Here is an 18094-nt window from a genome sequence, read left to right as displayed (position 1 = left end):
AAGCTACGTGAGTCCGGCCGCTCGATCAGCACGCCGCAAAGTCATCACCCGATCTGCTCAAGCTCTTCATGCGCTTCCAGCCACTCCATTTCGAGCGCCTCCAGCCGCGCGCCGACTTCGCCTTGCCGGCGAATGGTGTCGGTTAGCTTCGTTTTCATCGCGGCCTCGTAACTCGCGGGATCGGCCACGAACGCATCGAGCGTGGCTTTCTCCGCGTTCAGCGCATCCATTTCCTTTTCTATCTTCGCAATGCGCGACTGCAGCGGCTTCTTCAGATGCGCGAGCTTCTGCCGCTCCTGCGCCTCCAGACGGCGCTGTTCCTTGCGGTTCTGCGCGCTGTCCTGCGTGTCTGCGTTCGTGGACGACGCGCCATTCGCGTCCTTTGCCGCCGCGCGCGTTTCGGCGGCGTGTTGCAGCAGCCAGTCGCGATAATCGTCGAGATCGCCGTCGAACGGACTCAGACGATGCTTCGCCACCAGCATGAAGGTGTCGGTCGTCGCGCGCAGCAAGTGCCGGTCGTGCGACACGAGGATCAGCGTGCCTTCGAACTGCGCGAGCGCCATGGTCAGCGCGTGGCGGGTTTCGAGGTCGAGGTGATTGGTCGGCTCGTCCAGCAGCAGCAGATTCGGCTTCTGCCAAATGATGAGCGCCAGCGCGAGCCGCGCCTTTTCGCCACCGGAAAACGGCGCGATCTTCGCGGTCGCCATTTCGCCCGAAAAGTTGAAGCTGCCGAGAAAGTCGCGCAGTTCCTGCTCGCGCGTGCCGGGCGCAAGCCGCGCGAGATGCTGAAGGGCGGAGTCGTCGGGACGCAGCGTTTCGAGCTGATGCTGCGCGAAGTAGCCAATCTGCAAGCCCTTGCCTTGCCGCACGCTGCCCGACAGCGCGGCAAGCGTGCCGGCGAGCGTCTTGATGAGCGTCGATTTACCCTGCCCGTTCGCGCCGAGCAAGCCGATGCGCTGACCGTTTTGAATCGACAGCGTCACGCCTTCGACAATCGGAATCTCGATGTCCTCGGTGCGATAGCCGCAGCGCACGTCTTCCATGACCATCATCGGATTGGGCGCGGCGTCGGGCGCGCGGAACTCGAACGTGAACGGCGAGCTCGCATGCGCGGGCGCGATCAGCTCCATCTTCTCCAGCGCCTTGACACGGCTTTGCGCCTGCTTGGCCTTGGTCGCCTTGGCCTTGAAGCGGTCGATGAAACTCTGCAGATGCGCCACCGTTCTCTGCTGCTTTTCGTAGGCGTTCTGCTGCAAGGCGAGCTGCTGCGCGCGCAGCACTTCGAACTGGCTGTAGTTGCCGCCGTAGCGCTTGATCTGACGATTCTCAAGATGCAGCGTGACATTGCAGACCGCGTCGAGAAATTCGCGGTCGTGCGAAATCACGACGAGCGTGCCGGGATAACGGCCGAGCCAGTCTTCGAGCCAGATGATTGCATCGAGGTCCAGGTGATTCGTGGGTTCGTCGAGCAGCAAGAGGTCGGACGGACACATCAGCGCCTGCGCCAGATTCAGGCGCATGCGCCAACCGCCCGAGAAGCTCGTCACCGGTTCGCGTGTCTGCGCGAGCGTGAAGCCCAGGCCGAGCAACAGCGTTTCGGCGCGCGCGGGCGCGGTGTAGCCGTCGGCATCGGCGAAAGCGGCGTGGGCTTCGGCTTCGGCCGCGCCGTCATGCGCCGCCGAAGCCGCCGCGATGCGTGCCTCGATAGCCCGCAGTCGCGTGTCGCCGTCGAGCGTGTAGTCGAGCGCCGTGCGGTCCACGGCGGGCGTTTCTTGCGCGACATGCGCAATGCGCCACGAAGGCGGCAGCGCGAAATCGCCGCCGTCCGCGTGCAACTCGCCGCGCAACACGGAAAAGAGCGTGGATTTGCCCGCGCCGTTCGCGCCGACGAGACCGGCTTTCTCGCCCGGATTGAGCGTGAAACTGGTCTCTTCGAAAAGCGGCTTGGTGCCGCGGGAGAGGCTGAACTGGTTGAAGCGAATCACGGGAGATGGCGGCGCGGCATGAGGGAAACCGCTATTTTAGACTGCGGCCACGAAGCGCCGGGGGTCGTCCGTTCGGCCAATGGCGGTAAGTGGCGCGCGGTAGTAGCATCGCCTTTCTTCGAATCTTTCCAGCGGGAGCAACTCATGAGTGCAGCAAGCGACGACATTTACGCGTTCAAGGCCGAGACGCTGGGCGGCGAGACGGTGGGCATCGACCAGTATCGCGGCAAGGTGCTTTTGATCGTGAACACCGCGAGCGAATGCGGCTTCACGCCGCAATACAAGGGTTTGCAGGAAGTCTATGAGCGCTTCGCGGCGCGCGGTTTCGAAGTGCTCGGTTTTCCCTGCAACCAGTTCGGCGCGCAGGAACCGGGCGATGCCACGCAGATCGGCAGCTTCTGCGAAAAGAACTACGGCGTCACGTTCCCGATGTTCGCGAAGATCGACGTCAAGGGGCCGAATGCGCATCCGCTCTTCAAATATCTGACATCGAAGGAACCGGGCGTGCTCGGCACCGAGGTCATCAAGTGGAACTTCACGAAGTTTCTCGTGAACCGCAACGGCGACATCCTGAAGCGCTACGCGTCGCTGACGAAACCGGAGTCGATTGCCGAGGACATCGAAAAACTGCTGTAGCGCCTTAGAGGATAGGCGAGAAGAGGCGCGCGACATGCATGGCCATGCGTCGCCAGGACGCCGCGCCGCGATAGTCCTCGCGGTCGATCTCATACGAGAGCGCGAAGTCGGCGAGCAGCATGCTTTCGACTTCACGCGCGAAAGCGTTGTCGACGGTCAGCACCATGACCTCGAAGTTGAGGCGAAAGGAGCGGTTGTCGAGATTGGCGCTGCCTATGGCCGCGCCGACATCGTCGACGAGCACGACCTTTTGATGCAGAAAACCCGGCTTGTAGCGGAAGATGCGCACGCCCGCCTGCAACAAATCGTAGGCATACAGCTTCGATGCCGCGAACACCACGCGATGATCGCGCCGGCTCGGAATCAGGATGCGTACATCGACGCCACGCATCACGGCAAGGCGCAGCGCGGAGAACACGGCTTCGTCGGGAATCAGATAGGGCGAGGTGATCCAGACACGTTGGCGCGCCGCGTTGATCGCCTCGACGAAGAAGAGCGAACAGGTCTCCTGTTTGTCGGCCGGGCCGCTCGACAACACCATGCAGTGCATGTTTTCGTCCGAATGCGGCGCGGGGCCGAGCTCGGGCAGGCGTTGCGTGGCCCAGTACCAATCTTCCGTGAAAACGAACTGGATGCTCGCCACGGCAGGGCCGCGCACTTCGACGTGGGTATCGCGCCAGGGCGTGAGGCGTGGATTGCCGCCGAGATACTCGACGCCCACGTTATGTCCGCCGACGAACGCGCGCTTGCCGTCGACCACCACGATCTTCCGGTGATTGCGGAAGTTGATCTGGAAGCGGTGCACGAACTTGCGCTTGGCCGCGAACGGATGCGCCTGTACGCCGCTCGCACGCAGCGCATTCACGTAGCGATGCGGCAAGTCGAAGCTGCCGATGCTGTCGTAGAGAAAATAGACGCGCACGCCCGCTTTCGCCCGCGCGATGAGCATTTCCTTGAGCAACTCGCCGAGCGCATCGGCGCGCACGATGAAGAACTGCACGACGACATAGTGCTCGGCCGCTTCGATGGCGGAGAGAATCGCGGAGAACGTGGCGTCGCCGTTGACGAGCACGCGCACCGAGTTGCCGCGCAGGAACGGCATGCCCGAGAGGCGCTGCAAAGTGCGAATGGTCGGATTGCCGAGATAGCTCGCCGGTCCCGGCGCGATCTCGCCGCGCACGCCTGACGCGTCGAGCAGCGCGCCGGCTTCGTCGCGATGAATCGGGAGCGGCTGAGGCGCGTCGCTGCGATCCGTCGAGTCCCATTCGGCGGGTTTCGAGCGGCTGCGCAGAATCTCGATTTCGAGCCGACGCGCGTCGATATAACCCGCGAACTTGCTGCGGCCGAGAAACAGATAAGGAATGAGCGTGAAGTAAGGCATGGCCACGAGCGACACCGCCCACGCCACCGCGCCCTGCGAGGTGCGCGTATTGATGATGGCGTGAATCGCCGCGATCACGCCGAGCACATGCGCGGCTATCACGAGCGTGCCGAGGTGTAGCCAGTCTGCTGCTTGCATGGAATGCCGTTGGTCCGATGACGACGCGTGCAGCCTGCACGGCGCGACAGCAAATGCGCTGCCGCGAGGATGCGTCATATTACCGAACCTTGGGCGCAAGTCGCGGCCCGAAAAGGACCGCGCTTGCGTTGAAACAACGCCGCTGAAGGCTCAGGCCGGCAGGTCGGCGGCCTGGATCAGGAACACGTTGTCGTCGCCAGCGCTGGTCGAGAGCCAGATCAGATCGAGACCGCCGAGCGCCGCTTCGACATTGGCGCGTTCGTTGCCGATCTCGACGACGAGCACGCCGTCTTCGGTCAGCCACTTGCTCGCCTCGTGCACGATACGCCGCACCACGTCCATGCCGTCCGCGCCGCCCGCGAGCGCGAGTGCCGGCTCGTGGCGATATTCCTCGGGCAGCGACTGCATGGCGGTGGCGTTGACGTATGGCGGGTTCGTGATGATCACTTCGTAGCGCGCGTCTTGCGGCAGCGGCGCATACAGGTCGCCTTCGTAAAGCGAGATGCGTTCGTCGAGTTCGTAGTCGTCGACGTTGCGGCGCGCGACCGCGAGCGCATCGGCGGAGATGTCGACGGCATCGATATCGGCGTTTTCGAACGCCTGCGCCGCGAGCACCGCGAGGCAGCCCGAACCCGTGCAGAGTTCGAGCACGCGCGTGACCTGGTCGGGGTCGGCCACGTAAGGCTGCAAGCCGTCCTGCAGCAATTCGCCGATGAACGAACGCGGCACGATCACGCGCTCATCGACGTAGAAACGGTGTCCGTGCATCCACGCTTCCTGCGTGATGTAGGCGGCGGGCACGCGTTCCTTCGCGCGGCGCTCGATCACTTTCATGACGGCGTCGATTTCGGTGTCGAGCAGGCGCGCGTCGAGAAACGGGTCGAGCGTGTCGAGCGGCAGATGCAGCGTATGCAGAATCAGATACGCGGCTTCGTCATAGGCGTTGGTCGAACCGTGGCCGAACGAGAGTCCGGCCTGTGTGAAGCGCGTAACGCCAAAGCGCAGCAAGTCGCGCAGGGTGGTGAAGGGCAGCGCCATCGAATGGCTCCTTGTGTGACGGGTAGAGGCTTTAAGCGACGAGTTGTTCGAGCACGCGGCGGTAGATGTTCTTCAGCGGCTCGATGAATCGCACTTCGACATGTTCGTCGATCTTATGGATGGTGCCGTTCGGCGGACCGAATTCGATCACCTGTTTGCAGATGCGCGCGATGAAGCGCCCGTCCGACGTGCCGCCCGTGGTCGACAGTTCCGTCGCAACGCCGGTTTCGTCGCGGATCGCTTTTTCGAGCGCCTCGGAGAGTTCGCCGCGCGGTGTCAAGAAGGGCAGGCCGCTCACCGTCCAGGTCAGGTCGTAATCGAGGCCGTGCTTGTCGAGAATGGCTTGCACGCGGCTTTGCAGACCTTCGACCGTGCTCGCGGTCGAGAAGCGGAAGTTGAACATCAGGTCCGCGTGGCCGGGAATGATGTTGGTCGCGCCCGTGCCGGAATGCAGGTTCGAGACTTGCCATGTGGTCGGCGGAAAGTATTCGTTGCCGTCGTCCCAGCGCTCCGCCACGAGTTCGGCAAGCGCCGGTGCGAGCGCATGCACCGGATTTTTCGCGAGATGCGGATACGCGATATGCCCTTGCACGCCCTTGACGACGAGCTTGCCTGTCATCGAGCCGCGCCGGCCGTTCTTGACCATGTCGCCGAGCGTGGCGTTCGAAGTCGGCTCGCCGACGATGCAGTAATCGAGTCGCTCGCCGCGGGCCTTCAAGGCTTCGACGACCTTCACGGTGCCGTCGGTAGCGGGGCCTTCTTCGTCGCTCGTGATGAGAAAGGCGAGCGAGCCGCGATGCAGCGGATGGTTCGCGACGAACTCTTCGCTCGATACGACGAACGCCGCAAGCGAGGCCTTCATGTCCGCCGCGCCGCGCCCGTAGAGCTTGCCGTCGCGCTGCGCCGGGGCGAACGGCGGCGAGGTCCATTGTTCGAGCGGGCCGGTGGGCACGACATCGGTGTGGCCGGCGAAGGCAAGCAGCTTGCCTTGCGATCCGTCCGTGCCGCGCTTGACCGCCCACAAGTTCGTGACGCCGCCCGAGGCGATGGTTTCGCAGTGAAAGCCGATCGCGGCGAGGCGTTCGATCATCAGCGCCTGACAATGCTGGTCGTCGGGCGTGACGGACGCGCGTTCGATCAATGCTTCGGTGAGGGATAAGGTGCCGGACATGGTGTCTTGACGTTGATGCGATAAAAAATGCCGGCGCAGGGGGCCGGCACTCGTGGCGCGTCAGTGACTCGGAAGAGCGAAGTCACCGCACGCGATCATGCGAAGATCGTCTCGTACTGCTCGGCCGAAAAGCCGAGCGTCTTCACGCGCCCGTTCACGACGACGACCGGCCGCTTGATGATCGACGGCTTGTGGATCATGAGCGCAATGGCGCCCGAGGTGGTATCCGCTTCGGCCTTGTGCACGTCCGACAGCCCGCGCCAGGTCGTGCCGCGCTTGTTGATGAGCTGGTCGAGCGGCACGTCCTTCAGCCAGTCCTGCACCAGCGCGTTCGACACGCCGGCTTTCTTGAAGTCGTGAAACTCGAACGGCACGCCATGTTCCTCCAGCCACACGCGTGCTTTCTTCACCGTGTCGCAATTGGGAATGCCGTACACGACCGTTGTCTTCGCCACGATCAGTCGCCTCGCAGCAGTTCGTTCAGGCCAACCTTGGCGCGCGTCTTGGCGTCGACCTTCTTGACGATGACCGCGCAATACAGGCTGTGCGAACCGTCCTTCGAAGCCAGGTTGCCCGCAACCACCACCGAGCCCGCCGGAATGCGGCCGTAGCTCACCTGACCGGTTTCGCGGTCATAGATCTTGGTGCTCTGGCCGAGATACACGCCCATGGAAATGACCGAATTCTCCTCGACGATCACGCCTTCCACCACTTCCGAGCGCGCGCCGATGAAGCAGTTGTCTTCGATGATGACCGGATTCGCCTGTAACGGCTCCAGCACGCCGCCAATGCCCACGCCGCCCGACAGATGCACGTTCTTGCCGATCTGCGCGCACGAACCGACGGTGGCCCAGGTATCGACCATGGTGCCTTCATCGACATAAGCGCCAATGTTGGTGTACGAGGGCATCAGCACTACGTTCTTCGCGATGAACGAGCCGCGCCGCGCGATGGCCGGCGGCACCACGCGGAAACCGCCTGCCGCGAAGTCTTCGGGCGTGTAGTTCGCGAACTTCGAGGGCACCTTGTCGTAGAACTGCGAGTAGCCGCCGGCGGGCATCGGCGCGTTGTCTTCCAGACGGAACGACAGCAGCACCGCCTTCTTCAGCCATTGATTCACGACCCAGTCGCCGTCGCGCTTTTCGGCGACACGCAACGCGCCCTTGTCCAGTTGTTCGATGGCATGGGCAACGGCTTCGCGGACTTCCGCGGGCGCGGCCTTGGGCGACAGTTCAGCGCGGTTTTCCCAGGCTTGATCGATGATGCTCTGAAGTTGTTGCGACATAGTTGGTATCGAGGATGATGGAGAGATGGACTGGCCGCGCCCGTCACGGCGAGGCGGGTGCCGTGACCGGCGACAGCGTGCGGCAGAATTCGACGATACGGCGGGCGCCTTCGACACATTCCTCGACGCCGGCGACGAGCGCGATGCGCACGAAGCCTTCGCCCGGATTCGTGCCGTGCGCCGTGCGGGCGAGAAAGGACCCCGGCAGGACCGTCACATTATAGTCGGCGTACAGACGCGCGGCGAACTCGGTATCCGTGAGACCGGTCTTGGCGACGTTGGCCCACAAATAGAACGCGGCGTCGGGCAAACGTACGTCGAGCACCTCGGCGAGCATGGGCGTGACGGTTTCGAACTTCCGCAGATACTTCGCGCGATTGTCGCGAACGTGCGTTTCATCCTGCCACGCGACCACGCTCGCTTTCTGAAACACCGTCGAAAGCGCCGCGCCATGATAGGTGCGATACAGCAGGAAACTTTTGAGGATAGCGGCGTCGCCAGCGACGAAGCCCGAGCGCATGCCGGGCACGTTCGAGCGCTTCGACAAGCTCGACAGCATGACGAGACGCTCGAAACCGCGATTCAGCTTGTGCGCGGCTTCGAGGCCGCCGAGCGGCGGATTGGCTTCGTCGAAATAGATTTCCGAATAGCACTCGTCGGAGGCAATCACGAAGCCGTGCTTGTCCGACAGCGCGAAGAGTTCGCGCCAGTTGTCGAGCGTGAGCACGGCGCCTGTCGGATTGCCCGGCGAACACACGTAGAGCAGTTGCGTGCGCGCCCAAATTGCTTCGGGCACCGTCGAGTAATCGCACGCGAAGTTGCGCGACGGGTCGCTATTGACGAAGTAAGGCTCGGCGCCCGCGAGCAGCGCCGCGCCTTCGTAGATTTGATAGAACGGGTTCGGACAGAGTACGATGGGCGGCTCGCCCGATGCCGCCGCGTGACTCGCGCCGCGGCTGTCGACAACGGTCTGCGCCAGCGCGAACAAGGCTTCGCGCGAACCGGAAACGGGCAGCACTTCGGTGGCGGGATTGATCGAAGGCAGACCGTAGCGCGTCATTACCCACGTGGCGATGGCTTCGCGCAAGGGCGCGCTGCCGAGCGTTGCCGGATAGCTCGCCATGCCGTCGAGCGAATCGATGACGGCGTCGCGTATCAGCGCGGGCGTGGGATGCTTTGGCTCGCCAATACCGAAGCTGATCGGCGTGAATCCGGCGCGCGGCTCGATGCCCTGAAAAAGCAGACGCAGCTTTTCGAACGGATACGACTGAAGTTTCTGGAGTAGTGGATTCACGGCGTGACCGGTTTGCGGTTATGCGGTTAAGCGTCTGTACGTATGTATGAGCGAACGGCATCCGACGCATGCGTGCAGCGGGCTTGAAGAAGAGCTTCGTCGCGACACGACGAACACGCGAAATGCACACGCAAGAGCACGAGATTATAGCGCGCGGCCTTATGCCGGACGCGTTGCAGCAAAGGACAAACGAATAATGAGCCTCATGAAAGGCGCACTGGTACAGCCGGTTGATCACGATGAGATGCGCGCAATCGCGCAGCCGGCCGGAGTAACACGATGAGCAGCCGCTTCCACGACGCCGGCCCGACGCTCGCCATCATGATCGGCGCATCGGTCTGGGGCCTCGTGTGGTATCCCATGCGCATGCTCGCCGCCATGGGCCTTTCCGGCACCGCCGCCAGCGCAAGCACGAGCGCAGTCGCCTGTCTCTTCGTGCTGCTGTTCCGGCATCGCTCGATCAAGAGCCTTTCGTGGCATTGGCTGCTCGTCGCGCTTGGACTCGCGGCGGGCGTGACGAGCATCGGCTTCGTCTGGGGCGCTATTCACGGCCAGGTGATGCGCGTGCTGCTGCTGTTCTATCTCACGCCCGCCTGGACCGCGATCTTCGCGCACTTCATCCTGAAGGAACGCCTGACTCGCGTGGATGCCGCGCTGTCCTTGCTGTCGCTCGCGGGCGCGGTCACCATGCTGTGGTCGCCCGAACTCGGCCTGCCGTTGCCCGCCAATCTCGCGGAATGGGCGGGGCTCATGGGCGGCATGGGCTTTTCCATCAGCAACGTGCTGGTGGTGCGCATCACGCGCACGCTTCCGGCAATGAAGCCGGAGATGCGCACGGCGGTGATCTTCGGCGGCGCGGCTATCGTCGCTTCGCTCGTCACCGTGTTCGAGCCGATGCCCGCGCCGCCTTCAGCCGCGCAATTGGGCACGGTCGCGTCGATCGTGCTGGGCCTCGGCGTCGTGCTCGCGGTGAACAACATGATCGTGCAGATCGGCCTGGCGCGCGTGCCCGCCAATCGCGCGTCGATCATCATGCTGTTCGAACTCGTCGTCACCGCGCTCTCGTCGTGGCTCTTCGCGCATGAAGTGCCGGGCCCGCGCGAATGGGCCGGCGGCGCGTGCATCGTGGCGGCTTGCGTGCTGTCGGCATGGGTGCATCGGCAGCGAAAAGAAGCCGCTGAAAATACATCGCGCGATGAAGGCGCAGGCAAAAAGAAATCGAGACGGGCGATGGTATGATGGTGACCGCTCGCCGGGTAGGGCTTTAAGCTCATGCCCGGGCCTCGACTGCCCTCAAGGCGAGCATGATCGACGGGCCGCTGTGCGGCCTGTCTGCTATTTACCTCCGTATTCATCTCAAACAGCGAAATCGCCGTGCGTCTGACCTCGATCAAACTCGCTGGCTTCAAGTCCTTCGTCGATCCCACGCATTTCCAGGTCCCCGGCCAGTTAGTCGGCGTGGTCGGTCCGAATGGCTGCGGCAAGTCAAACATCATCGATGCCGTGCGCTGGGTGCTCGGCGAATCGCGCGCGTCCGAACTGCGCGGCGAATCGATGCAGGACGTCATCTTCAACGGCTCTACGGCGCGTAAGCCGGGCAGCCGGGCAAGCGTCGAACTGATCTTCGATAACGGCGACGGCCGCGCCGCCGGGCAATGGAGCGCATACGGCGAGATCGCGGTCAAGCGCGTGCTCACGCGCGACGGCACCTCCAGCTACTACATCAACAACCTGCCCGCGCGACGCCGCGACATCCAGGACATCTTCCTCGGCACGGGCTTAGGTCCGCGTGCTTACGCGATCATCGGCCAGGGCATGATCGCGCGCATCATCGAGGCCAAGCCTGAAGAACTGCGCGTGTTTCTGGAAGAAGCCGCGGGCGTGTCGAAGTACAAGGAGCGCCGCCGCGAGACGGAGAATCGTCTGCACGATACACGCGAGAATCTGACGCGCGTGGAAGACATCGTCCGCGAACTTGGCGCGAATCTCGAGAAGCTCGAAGCGCAGGCGGTCGTCGCGACGAAGTACAAGGATCTGCAGGCCGAAGGCGAGGAAAAGCAGCGCCTGTTGTGGCTTTTGCGCAAGAACGAAGCGGGCAACGAAGCCGAGCGGCAGCAACGCGCTATCCGCGACGCGCAGATTGAACTCGAAGCGCAGACCGCGCGTCTGCGCGAAGTGGAAGCGCAACTCGAGACGCTGCGTGTCGCGCACTACAGCGCGAGCGACGCCATGCAAGGCGCGCAAGGCGCGCTCTATGAAGCCAACGGCGAAGTGAGCCGGCTGGAAGCGGAGATTCGCTTCATCGTCGAATCGCGCAATCGCGTGCAGGCTCAGATCGCCGCGCTCAACGCGCAGCGCGAGCAATGGCAAATGCAGGCGCAAAAGGCGCGCGACGAAATCGAGACGGCATCGGAAGCGCTCGCGGAAGGCGAAGAGAAAGCAGTCATCGCGCGGGAAAACGCTGCCGCAAAGCATGACGAACTGCCGGCGCTCGAAGCCCGCTGGCGCGACGCGCAGACGCATCTGAACGAAGAACGCGCAGGCATCGCGCGCGCGGAGCAGGCGTTGAAGCTCGAAGCGGCGCATCAGCGCAACGCGGATCAGCAGCTTCAGCAGTTGCAGCAGCGCGAGGAGCGGCTCAGGACCGAATCGAAAGGACTCGACGCACCCGACGAAGCGCAACTCGAAGAACTGCGCATGCAGCTCGCCGAGCATGAGGAAGTACAGAGCGAAGCGCAGGCGCGTCTCGCCGATGCGCAGGAAACCGTGCCGCGTCTGGATGCCGAGCGCCGCGCGGCGCAGGAGCGTGTACAGGCCGAAAGCGCGCAGAACCACCAGCTCGAAGCGCGGCTTGCTGCCTTGCGGCAGCTTCAGGAAAGCGTTCAGACCGAAGGCAAGATCCAGCCGTGGCTCGACAAGCACGAGCTCGGCGCGCTGCCGCGCCTCTGGAAGAAGCTGCATGTCGAAGCGGGCTGGGAAGCGGCGCTCGAATCGGTGCTGCGTGAGCGGCTGGCGGCGCTCGAAGTATCGAATCTGGACTGGATCAAGGCTTTCGCCGCCGACGCGCCGCCCGCCAAGCTCGCGTTCTATTCGCCGCCCGTCGCCGGCAAGCCGCTCGACACGCCGCAAGGCTTGCGGCCGTTGCTGTCGCTCGTGCGCATCGACGACCCGGGCTTGCGCGCGGTGCTGAACGAGTGGCTCGCCACGACCTTCATCGCCGACGACATCGGCCAGGCGCTCGCGGCGCGCACGCAATTGCCGGAAGGCGGCGCGTTCATCGTGAAGGCAGGGCATGTGGTGACGCGTGTCGGCGTGCAGCTGTACGCCGCCGATTCCGAGCAGTCGGGCATGCTCGCGCGTTCGCAGGATATCGAAAATCTCACGCGGCAAGTGCGCGCGCAGGCATTGCTCGCCGACGAAGCAAAGGCCAACGCGGTACGCGCAGAAGCCGCGCATACCCAAGGCTCGCAAACTCTTGCCGATGCCCGCGCCGCCGCCGAACGCGCGACGCAACGCGTCCACGCGCTGCAACTCGATGTGCTGAAGCTCGCGCAGGCGCATGAGCGCTACACGCAGCGCAGCACGCAGATTGGCGAGGAACTCGAGGAAATCGTCGCGCAGATCGAGGAACAACGCGCGCTGCGGGCCGAATCCGAGGCGGCGTTCGAACATCACGATACGGAGCTCGCGCAATTGCAGGCGCGCTTCGAAGACAACCAGATGGCGTTCGAAGCGCTCGACGAAACGCTAACGGCCGCCCGTCAGGAACTGCGCGAACTGGAACGCGCCGCGAGCGACGCGGGTTTCGCCGCGCGCGGCCTTGCCGCGAAGATCGAGGAATACAAGCGCAATATCGACACGGCGCACGACCAAAGCGAACGCGTGGCGGCATCGCTCGAAGATGCGCGCGCCGAACTCGAAACCATCAACGAACAGACGGCGCAGACGGGCTTGCAGGACGCGCTCGAAGTCCGCGCGGCACGCGAGGAAGCGCTGCACGCCGCGCGCGTCGAACTGGACGATCTAACGGCGCGTCTGCGTGCCTCCGACGAACAGCGGCTACTCGCCGAACGCTCGCTGCAGCCGCTGCGCGACCGCATCAACGAATTGCAGTTGAAGGAGCAGGCCGCGCGCATCAGTGGCGAACAGTTCGTCGAACAGTTGCAGGCAGCGGGCGTCGACGAAGCCGAACTGCAGGCGAAGCTCACGCCGGACATGAAGCCTTCGTATCTGCAAGGCGAAGTCACGCGTCTGAACAACGCGATCACAGCGCTTGGGCCGGTCAACATGGCGGCGCTCGAAGAGCTCGTCGCGGCCACCGAGCGCAAGCAGTTCCTCGACGCGCAATCGGCGGATCTGAACGACGCCATCGGTACGCTGGAAGATGCAATCCAGCGAATCGACCAGGAAACGCGCGCGCTGTTGCAAGGTACGTTCGACGAAGTGAACCGACACTTCGGCGAACTGTTCCCGCGGCTGTTCGGCGGTGGCCAGGCCAAGCTCATCATGACGGGTGACGAAATCCTGGACGCTGGCGTACAGGTCATGGCGCAGCCGCCCGGCAAGAAGAATTCGACCATTCACTTGCTGTCAGGCGGCGAGAAAGCGCTTACCGCGACCGCGCTCGTGTTTGCGATGTTCCAGTTGAACCCGGCGCCGTTCTGTCTGCTCGACGAAGTGGACGCGCCGCTCGACGACGCCAACACGGAACGCTTCGCGAATCTCGTGCGCGCGATGTCGGTCAAGACGCAGTTCCTGTTCATCTCGCACAACAAGATCGCGATGGAAATGGCGCAGCAACTGATCGGCGTGACGATGCAGGAGCAGGGCGTATCGCGCATCGTCGCGGTGGACATGGAGTCGGCGGCGGGCTTCGCCCAAAACGGCTGAAGCGCGCGACGCAGCACCAGGATTTGAATGAGTGGCAGGCCGGACGCTGATCCGGCCAGGCGCGCAGGCGCGGAGTGGTGCGCAAAAGACCCGAGGCGTGATGCCGGAACGCGGTCCGATGCGTGCGACAGATCGCGCGGCGCTTCGTAACCCAAAAGAACGATGGAGCGTGCATGGACGAGTTGACACTCGGTTTGATCGGAGCAGGAGCCGTGGTGGTGGGCGGCGTGGTGGTGTACAACGCGTGGCAGAGCGCCAAGGTGCGCCGCAAGATGCCGCGTCCGATGCCCGACGAGGCAGCCGACGCGCTCGCGCGTCAGGAGACGGACGACGAGCAACCGTTTATCGAACCGGTGCGCCAGCCGCGTCGCGAGCCGGTTTCGAGCGAGAACGAAGCGCGCGTCGAGCCGAGCTTCGGCGGCGTGAGCCTTGCGGCCGAGCCGGCGCCCGTCGCGCCCGCGCCTATCGCTCCGGCTGATACCGCCGTCGATCTGCAGGCTGAAGCCACCGCCGCTGATGAAGCGGAACTCGCGAGCATTGACGAAGACGGACGCAACGAGCCGACCTTGCCCGCCACGAACACCATTTCGTCGGCGCCGCCGGCGCTGGTCGATCGCCGCATCGATTGCGTCGTGCCGATTCGCCTTGGTGGACCCGTTGCGGGAGACCGCGTGTTGCCGCTGGCGCAGCGTCTGCGTCGCGCGGGCACCAAGCCCGTGACGATAGAAGGCAAGCCCGAGGGCGATTCGACCTGGGAATTGCTTCGCAACGGCGCGCGTTATGAAGAGTTGCGTGCCGCCGCGCAACTGGCAAACCGCAGTGGCCCGCTCAACGAACTCGAGTTTTCCGAGTTCGTGACCGGCGTGCAGCGTCTGGCCGATGCCATCGACGGTTCGCCCGAGTTTCCGGACATGATGGAAACCGTGGGCATGGCGCGCGAGCTGGACGCCTTTGCCGCCCAGTGCGACGCGCAGCTCTCCATCAATATCCTGTCCGACGGCGCGCCGTGGTCGGCCAACTACGTGCAGGCGGTGGCCTCGCAAGACGGGCTTTTGCTCTCGCGCGACGGCACGCGTTTCGTGAAACTGGATGCGAAGCAGAACCCGGTTTTCATGCTCCTTTTCGGCGATACCAACTTTCTGCGTGACGACCTCACGTACAAGGGCGGCCAGATGATCACGCTGGTGCTCGACGTGCCGGTGGCGGACGAAGACATCCTGCCGTTCAGGCTCATGTGCGATTACGCCAAGTCGCTGTCCGAGCGTATCGGCGCGCGGGTCGTGGACGATCAGCGCCGGCCGTTGCCGGAATCCGCGTTGCTCAACATCGAAAAGCAATTGATGACGCTGTACGCCAAGCTTGAGCAGGCGGGCATGCCAGCAGGCTCGCCCGCCACGCGGCGGCTCTTCAGCCAATAAGCGCGAGGTCTCACGGCGCGCTCGTCTTTTAGCGTGCAGCGGGCTTCGAAATTGCGCCCCCGACCGGGGCGCTTTCTTTTGCGCGCGCGGCATCGCACGTTTCGTCACATCCTGGCCGTTTGGCCGATGCCACGATTTACCGATCTTCTGAGACAATCGAACGGTCGTTGGCAGACTTAATTCACTTTCCCAAGTATTTGTCGCATGTCCGCTAAAACGAAAGCCGAATCCGCCGCTGCCAGAAAGTCGGGCGCAGCCGTCCCCAGTGCCGATCGTCCGGCCGAGCGCGCGGCGTGGTTGCGCTCGGAACTTGAACGCGCGAATTACGCCTACTACGTGCTCGACCAGCCGGATCTGCCCGACGCCGAATACGACACGCTCTTCAAGGAATTGCAGGGAATCGAGACGGACCGTCCCGATCTCGTCACGCCCGATTCGCCGACGCAACGCGTGGGCGGCAAGGCGGCGGAAGGTTTTGAGCCCGTGGTGCACGACGTGCCAATGCTTTCGCTCAACAACGGTTTCGCCGACGAAGACATCGCCGCGTTCGACAAGCGTGTGTCGGACGCGCTCGCGCACGCGCCGGTGCAATATGCGTGCGAACTGAAATTCGATGGCCTGGCCATTTCCCTGCGTTACGAGGACGGCCGCTTCGTGCAGGCGTCCACGCGCGGCGACGGCGCGACCGGCGAAGATGTGACGGCCAACGTGCGCACCATCCGCTCCATTCCGCTCACGCTCAAGGGCAAGGACGTGCCGAAGCGGCTCGACGTGCGCGGCGAAGCACTGATGTTCAAGCGCGACTTCGAGCGGCTCAACGCACGTCAGCGCGATGCCGAGCAGCGCGAGTTCGCCAATCCGCGTAACGCCGCGGCGGGCAGTTTGCGTCAACTCGATCCGAAGATGACCGCGCAACGGCCGCTATCCTTTTTCGCGTATGGCATCGGCGTGCTTGAAGGCGCGGAGATGCCGGATACGCACGCCGGTCTGCTCGACTGGTACAAGGAAATGGGCTTGCCGGTGAACGCGGAACGCGGCGTGGTCGATGGCGCGGAGGGCCTGCTCGACTTTTTCCGCAAGACGGGCGAAAAGCGCGAGCAGCTGCCGTACGACATCGACGGCGTGGTCTACAAGGTCAACCGGCGCGACGAACAGGACAAGCTCGGCTTCGTTTCGCGCGCGCCGCGCTTTGCGCTCGCGCACAAGTTTCCGGCGCAGGAAGCGCTCACGCAGCTGCTGGCCATCGACGTGCAGGTGGGCCGCACGGGCGCCATCACGCCGGTTGCGCGCCTGGCGCCGGTCTTCGTCGGTGGCGCGACCGTCACGAATGCGACGCTGCATAACGAAGACGAAGTGCGCCGCAAGGACATCCGTATCGGCGACACGGTGACCGTGCGCCGTGCGGGCGACGTCATTCCCGAAGTGGTGGGCGCGATTCTCGACCGCCGTCCGGACGACGCGCGCGAGTTCGTCATGCCGACCGAGTGCCCGGTGTGCGGCTCGAGGATCGAACGTCTGCCCGACGAAGCCATTGCGCGGTGCACGGGCGGCCTTTTTTGTCCGGCGCAGCGCAAGCAGGCGCTGTGGCATTTCGCCCAGCGCCGTGCGCTCGATATCGACGGCCTCGGCGAGAAGATCATCGATCAACTGGTCGAAGAGAATCTCGTGCGCACGCCCGCCGATCTCTTCAGCCTCGGTTTCTCGACGCTCGCCGCGCTCGACCGGTTCGCCGACAAATCCGCGCAGAACCTGCTCGATTCGCTCGACAAGGCGCGCCACACGACGCTCGCGCGTTTCATTTACGCGCTCGGCATCCGCCACGTGGGCGAGTCGACGGCAAAAGATCTCGCGAAGCATTTCGGCTCGCTCGACCCAATCATCGCCGCTTCGGTCGAGGAATTGCTGGAAGTGAACGATGTCGGGCCGGTCGTCGCCGAAGCCATCCATAATTTCTTCAGCGAAGAGCACAACCAGCACGTCATCGAACAATTGCGCGTCAAGGTGTCGTGGCCGGAAGGTCCGCCCGCACCGAAAGCGCCGCTGGGCGTGCTGGCGGGCAAGACCGTGGTGCTGACGGGCACCTTGCCCACGCTCACGCGCGAAGATGCAAAGGAGATGCTGGAGGCGGCCGGAGCGAAAGTGGCCGGTTCGGTATCGAAAAAGACCGACTACGTGGTGGCGGGCGCGGAAGCAGGCAGCAAGCTTGCGAAAGCGGAGGAACTCGGGGTTCCCGTTCTCGACGAAGACGGCATGAAGAAGCTTTTGGAAGGAGTTACCCCATGATCCGAGAAATCCTGAAGATGGGCGATCCGCGGCTGTTGCGTATCGCCGAGCCGGTCGAGCATTTCGACACGCCGGAACTGCACACGCTGGTGCAGGACATGTTCGATACGACGCGCGACGCCAATGGCGCGGGCCTCGCCGCTCCGCAGATCGGCGTCGATCTGCAGGTGGTGATCTTCGGCTTCGGACAGAATCCGCGCTATCCCGACGCGCCGTCGGTGCCGGAGACGGTGCTCATCAACCCGATCATCACGCCGAACGGTCACGACATGGAGGAGGGCTGGGAAGGCTGCCTGTCCGTCCCCGGCCTGCGCGGCGCGGTACAGCGCTTTTCGATGATCCGCTACCAGGGCTTCGATCAGTACGGCAACGCCATCGAGCGGCTGGCGGAAGGTTTTCACGCGCGCGTCGTGCAGCACGAGTGCGACCATCTGATCGGCAAGCTTTATCCGATGCGTATTACCGACTTCTCGAAGTTCGGCTTCACGGACGTGCTGTTTCCTGGGCTCGATCCGGTTGGCGACGACTGAGAACGTGCGGACGCGCGAGGGCGCGTTCCGCATTTGCACACACTA

At 63.9% G+C, this 18094-nt stretch carries 13 protein-coding genes; 6 read left to right on the top strand and 7 right to left on the bottom strand.

What is annotated here, in order from left to right; all coding sequences use genetic code 11:
* Positions 1–44: 44 nt before the first annotated feature.
* Positions 45–1985, bottom strand: coding sequence for an ATP-binding cassette domain-containing protein (locus P9292_RS36280; protein ID WP_309963913.1), 1941 nt, complete (start codon positions 1983–1985; stop codon positions 45–47).
* A gap of 144 nt (positions 1986–2129) precedes the next feature.
* Between P9292_RS36280 and P9292_RS36275 the strand changes: the two genes are divergently transcribed.
* On the top strand, positions 2130–2621 hold the full coding sequence (locus P9292_RS36275) for a glutathione peroxidase (protein WP_309843113.1): 492 nt from the start codon (positions 2130–2132) through the stop codon (positions 2619–2621).
* Positions 2622–2625: 4 nt separating this feature from the next.
* On the opposite strand, the gene cls is transcribed toward P9292_RS36275, so the two are convergent.
* The 6 genes from cls to dapC form a co-directional block, all read right to left on the bottom strand.
* Complete coding sequence (cls, locus tag P9292_RS36270; RefSeq protein ID WP_250492264.1) at positions 2626–4140, bottom strand: cardiolipin synthase; 1515 nt, start codon at positions 4138–4140, stop codon at positions 2626–2628.
* Between the two features lie 150 nt (positions 4141–4290).
* Complete coding sequence (gene prmB, locus P9292_RS36265; RefSeq protein WP_309963910.1) at positions 4291–5178, bottom strand: 50S ribosomal protein L3 N(5)-glutamine methyltransferase; 888 nt, start codon at positions 5176–5178, stop codon at positions 4291–4293.
* Between the two features lie 31 nt (positions 5179–5209).
* A complete protein-coding gene (dapE, locus tag P9292_RS36260) occupies positions 5210–6349 on the bottom strand; it encodes a succinyl-diaminopimelate desuccinylase (RefSeq protein ID WP_250508921.1) in 1140 nt (379 codons plus the stop codon).
* Positions 6350–6444: 95 nt separating this feature from the next.
* On the bottom strand, positions 6445–6804 hold the full coding sequence (locus P9292_RS36255; protein WP_370652105.1) for an ArsC family reductase: 360 nt from the start codon (positions 6802–6804) through the stop codon (positions 6445–6447).
* A gap of 2 nt (positions 6805–6806) precedes the next feature.
* Positions 6807–7634 carry a 2,3,4,5-tetrahydropyridine-2,6-dicarboxylate N-succinyltransferase gene (gene dapD / locus P9292_RS36250; protein ID WP_309963907.1) on the bottom strand — a complete coding sequence of 276 codons (828 nt, stop codon included), beginning with the start codon at positions 7632–7634 and terminating at the stop codon, positions 6807–6809.
* Between the two features lie 43 nt (positions 7635–7677).
* A complete protein-coding gene (dapC, locus tag P9292_RS36245) occupies positions 7678–8928 on the bottom strand; it encodes a succinyldiaminopimelate transaminase (RefSeq protein WP_309963905.1) in 1251 nt (416 codons plus the stop codon).
* 279 nt (positions 8929–9207) lie between these two features.
* Here dapC and P9292_RS36240 point away from each other — a divergent pair, with 279 nt between their 5' ends.
* From P9292_RS36240 to def, 5 genes are all read left to right on the top strand, one after another.
* Positions 9208–10167, top strand: a complete 960-nt coding sequence (locus P9292_RS36240) for a DMT family transporter (RefSeq protein ID WP_250525741.1) — start codon at positions 9208–9210, stop codon at positions 10165–10167.
* A gap of 135 nt (positions 10168–10302) precedes the next feature.
* Positions 10303–13818, top strand: coding sequence for a chromosome segregation protein SMC (gene smc / locus P9292_RS36235; protein ID WP_309963903.1), 3516 nt, complete (start codon positions 10303–10305; stop codon positions 13816–13818).
* 173 nt (positions 13819–13991) lie between these two features.
* A complete protein-coding gene (locus tag P9292_RS36230; protein ID WP_309963900.1) occupies positions 13992–15236 on the top strand; it encodes a cell division protein ZipA C-terminal FtsZ-binding domain-containing protein in 1245 nt (414 codons plus the stop codon).
* 204 nt (positions 15237–15440) lie between these two features.
* On the top strand, positions 15441–17519 hold the full coding sequence (ligA, locus tag P9292_RS36225) for an NAD-dependent DNA ligase LigA (RefSeq protein ID WP_309963898.1): 2079 nt from the start codon (positions 15441–15443) through the stop codon (positions 17517–17519).
* Complete coding sequence (gene def, locus P9292_RS36220) at positions 17516–18049, top strand: peptide deformylase (protein ID WP_309963895.1); 534 nt, start codon at positions 17516–17518, stop codon at positions 18047–18049. Before ligA ends, def begins: the two co-directional genes overlap by 4 nt.
* Positions 18050–18094: the final 45 nt, after the last annotated feature.

It is taken from the genome of Caballeronia sp. LZ001, assembly GCF_031450875.1.
GTDB lineage: Bacteria > Pseudomonadota > Gammaproteobacteria > Burkholderiales > Burkholderiaceae > Caballeronia.
The sequence above is the reverse complement of the archived record's forward strand: the minus strand, read 5'-3'. Positions and strand labels throughout refer to the sequence as shown.

What these genes read in the sequence shown, in the direction of transcription:
- P9292_RS36275 (WP_309843113.1), top strand. Translation starts at nt 2,130, where the DNA reads ATGAGTGCAGCAAGCGACGACATTTACGCGTTCAAGGCCGAGACGCTG.
- cls (WP_250492264.1), bottom strand. Translation starts at nt 4,140, where the DNA reads ATGCAAGCAGCAGACTGGCTACACCTCGGCACGCTCGTGATAGCCGCG.
- prmB (WP_309963910.1), bottom strand. Translation starts at nt 5,178, where the DNA reads ATGGCGCTGCCCTTCACCACCCTGCGCGACTTGCTGCGCTTTGGCGTT.
- dapE (WP_250508921.1), bottom strand. Translation starts at nt 6,349, where the DNA reads ATGTCCGGCACCTTATCCCTCACCGAAGCATTGATCGAACGCGCGTCC.
- dapD (WP_309963907.1), bottom strand. Translation starts at nt 7,634, where the DNA reads ATGTCGCAACAACTTCAGAGCATCATCGATCAAGCCTGGGAAAACCGC.
- P9292_RS36240 (WP_250525741.1), top strand. Translation starts at nt 9,208, where the DNA reads ATGAGCAGCCGCTTCCACGACGCCGGCCCGACGCTCGCCATCATGATC.
- P9292_RS36230 (WP_309963900.1), top strand. Translation starts at nt 13,992, where the DNA reads ATGGACGAGTTGACACTCGGTTTGATCGGAGCAGGAGCCGTGGTGGTG.
- ligA (WP_309963898.1), top strand. Translation starts at nt 15,441, where the DNA reads ATGTCCGCTAAAACGAAAGCCGAATCCGCCGCTGCCAGAAAGTCGGGC.
- def (WP_309963895.1), top strand. Translation starts at nt 17,516, where the DNA reads ATGATCCGAGAAATCCTGAAGATGGGCGATCCGCGGCTGTTGCGTATC.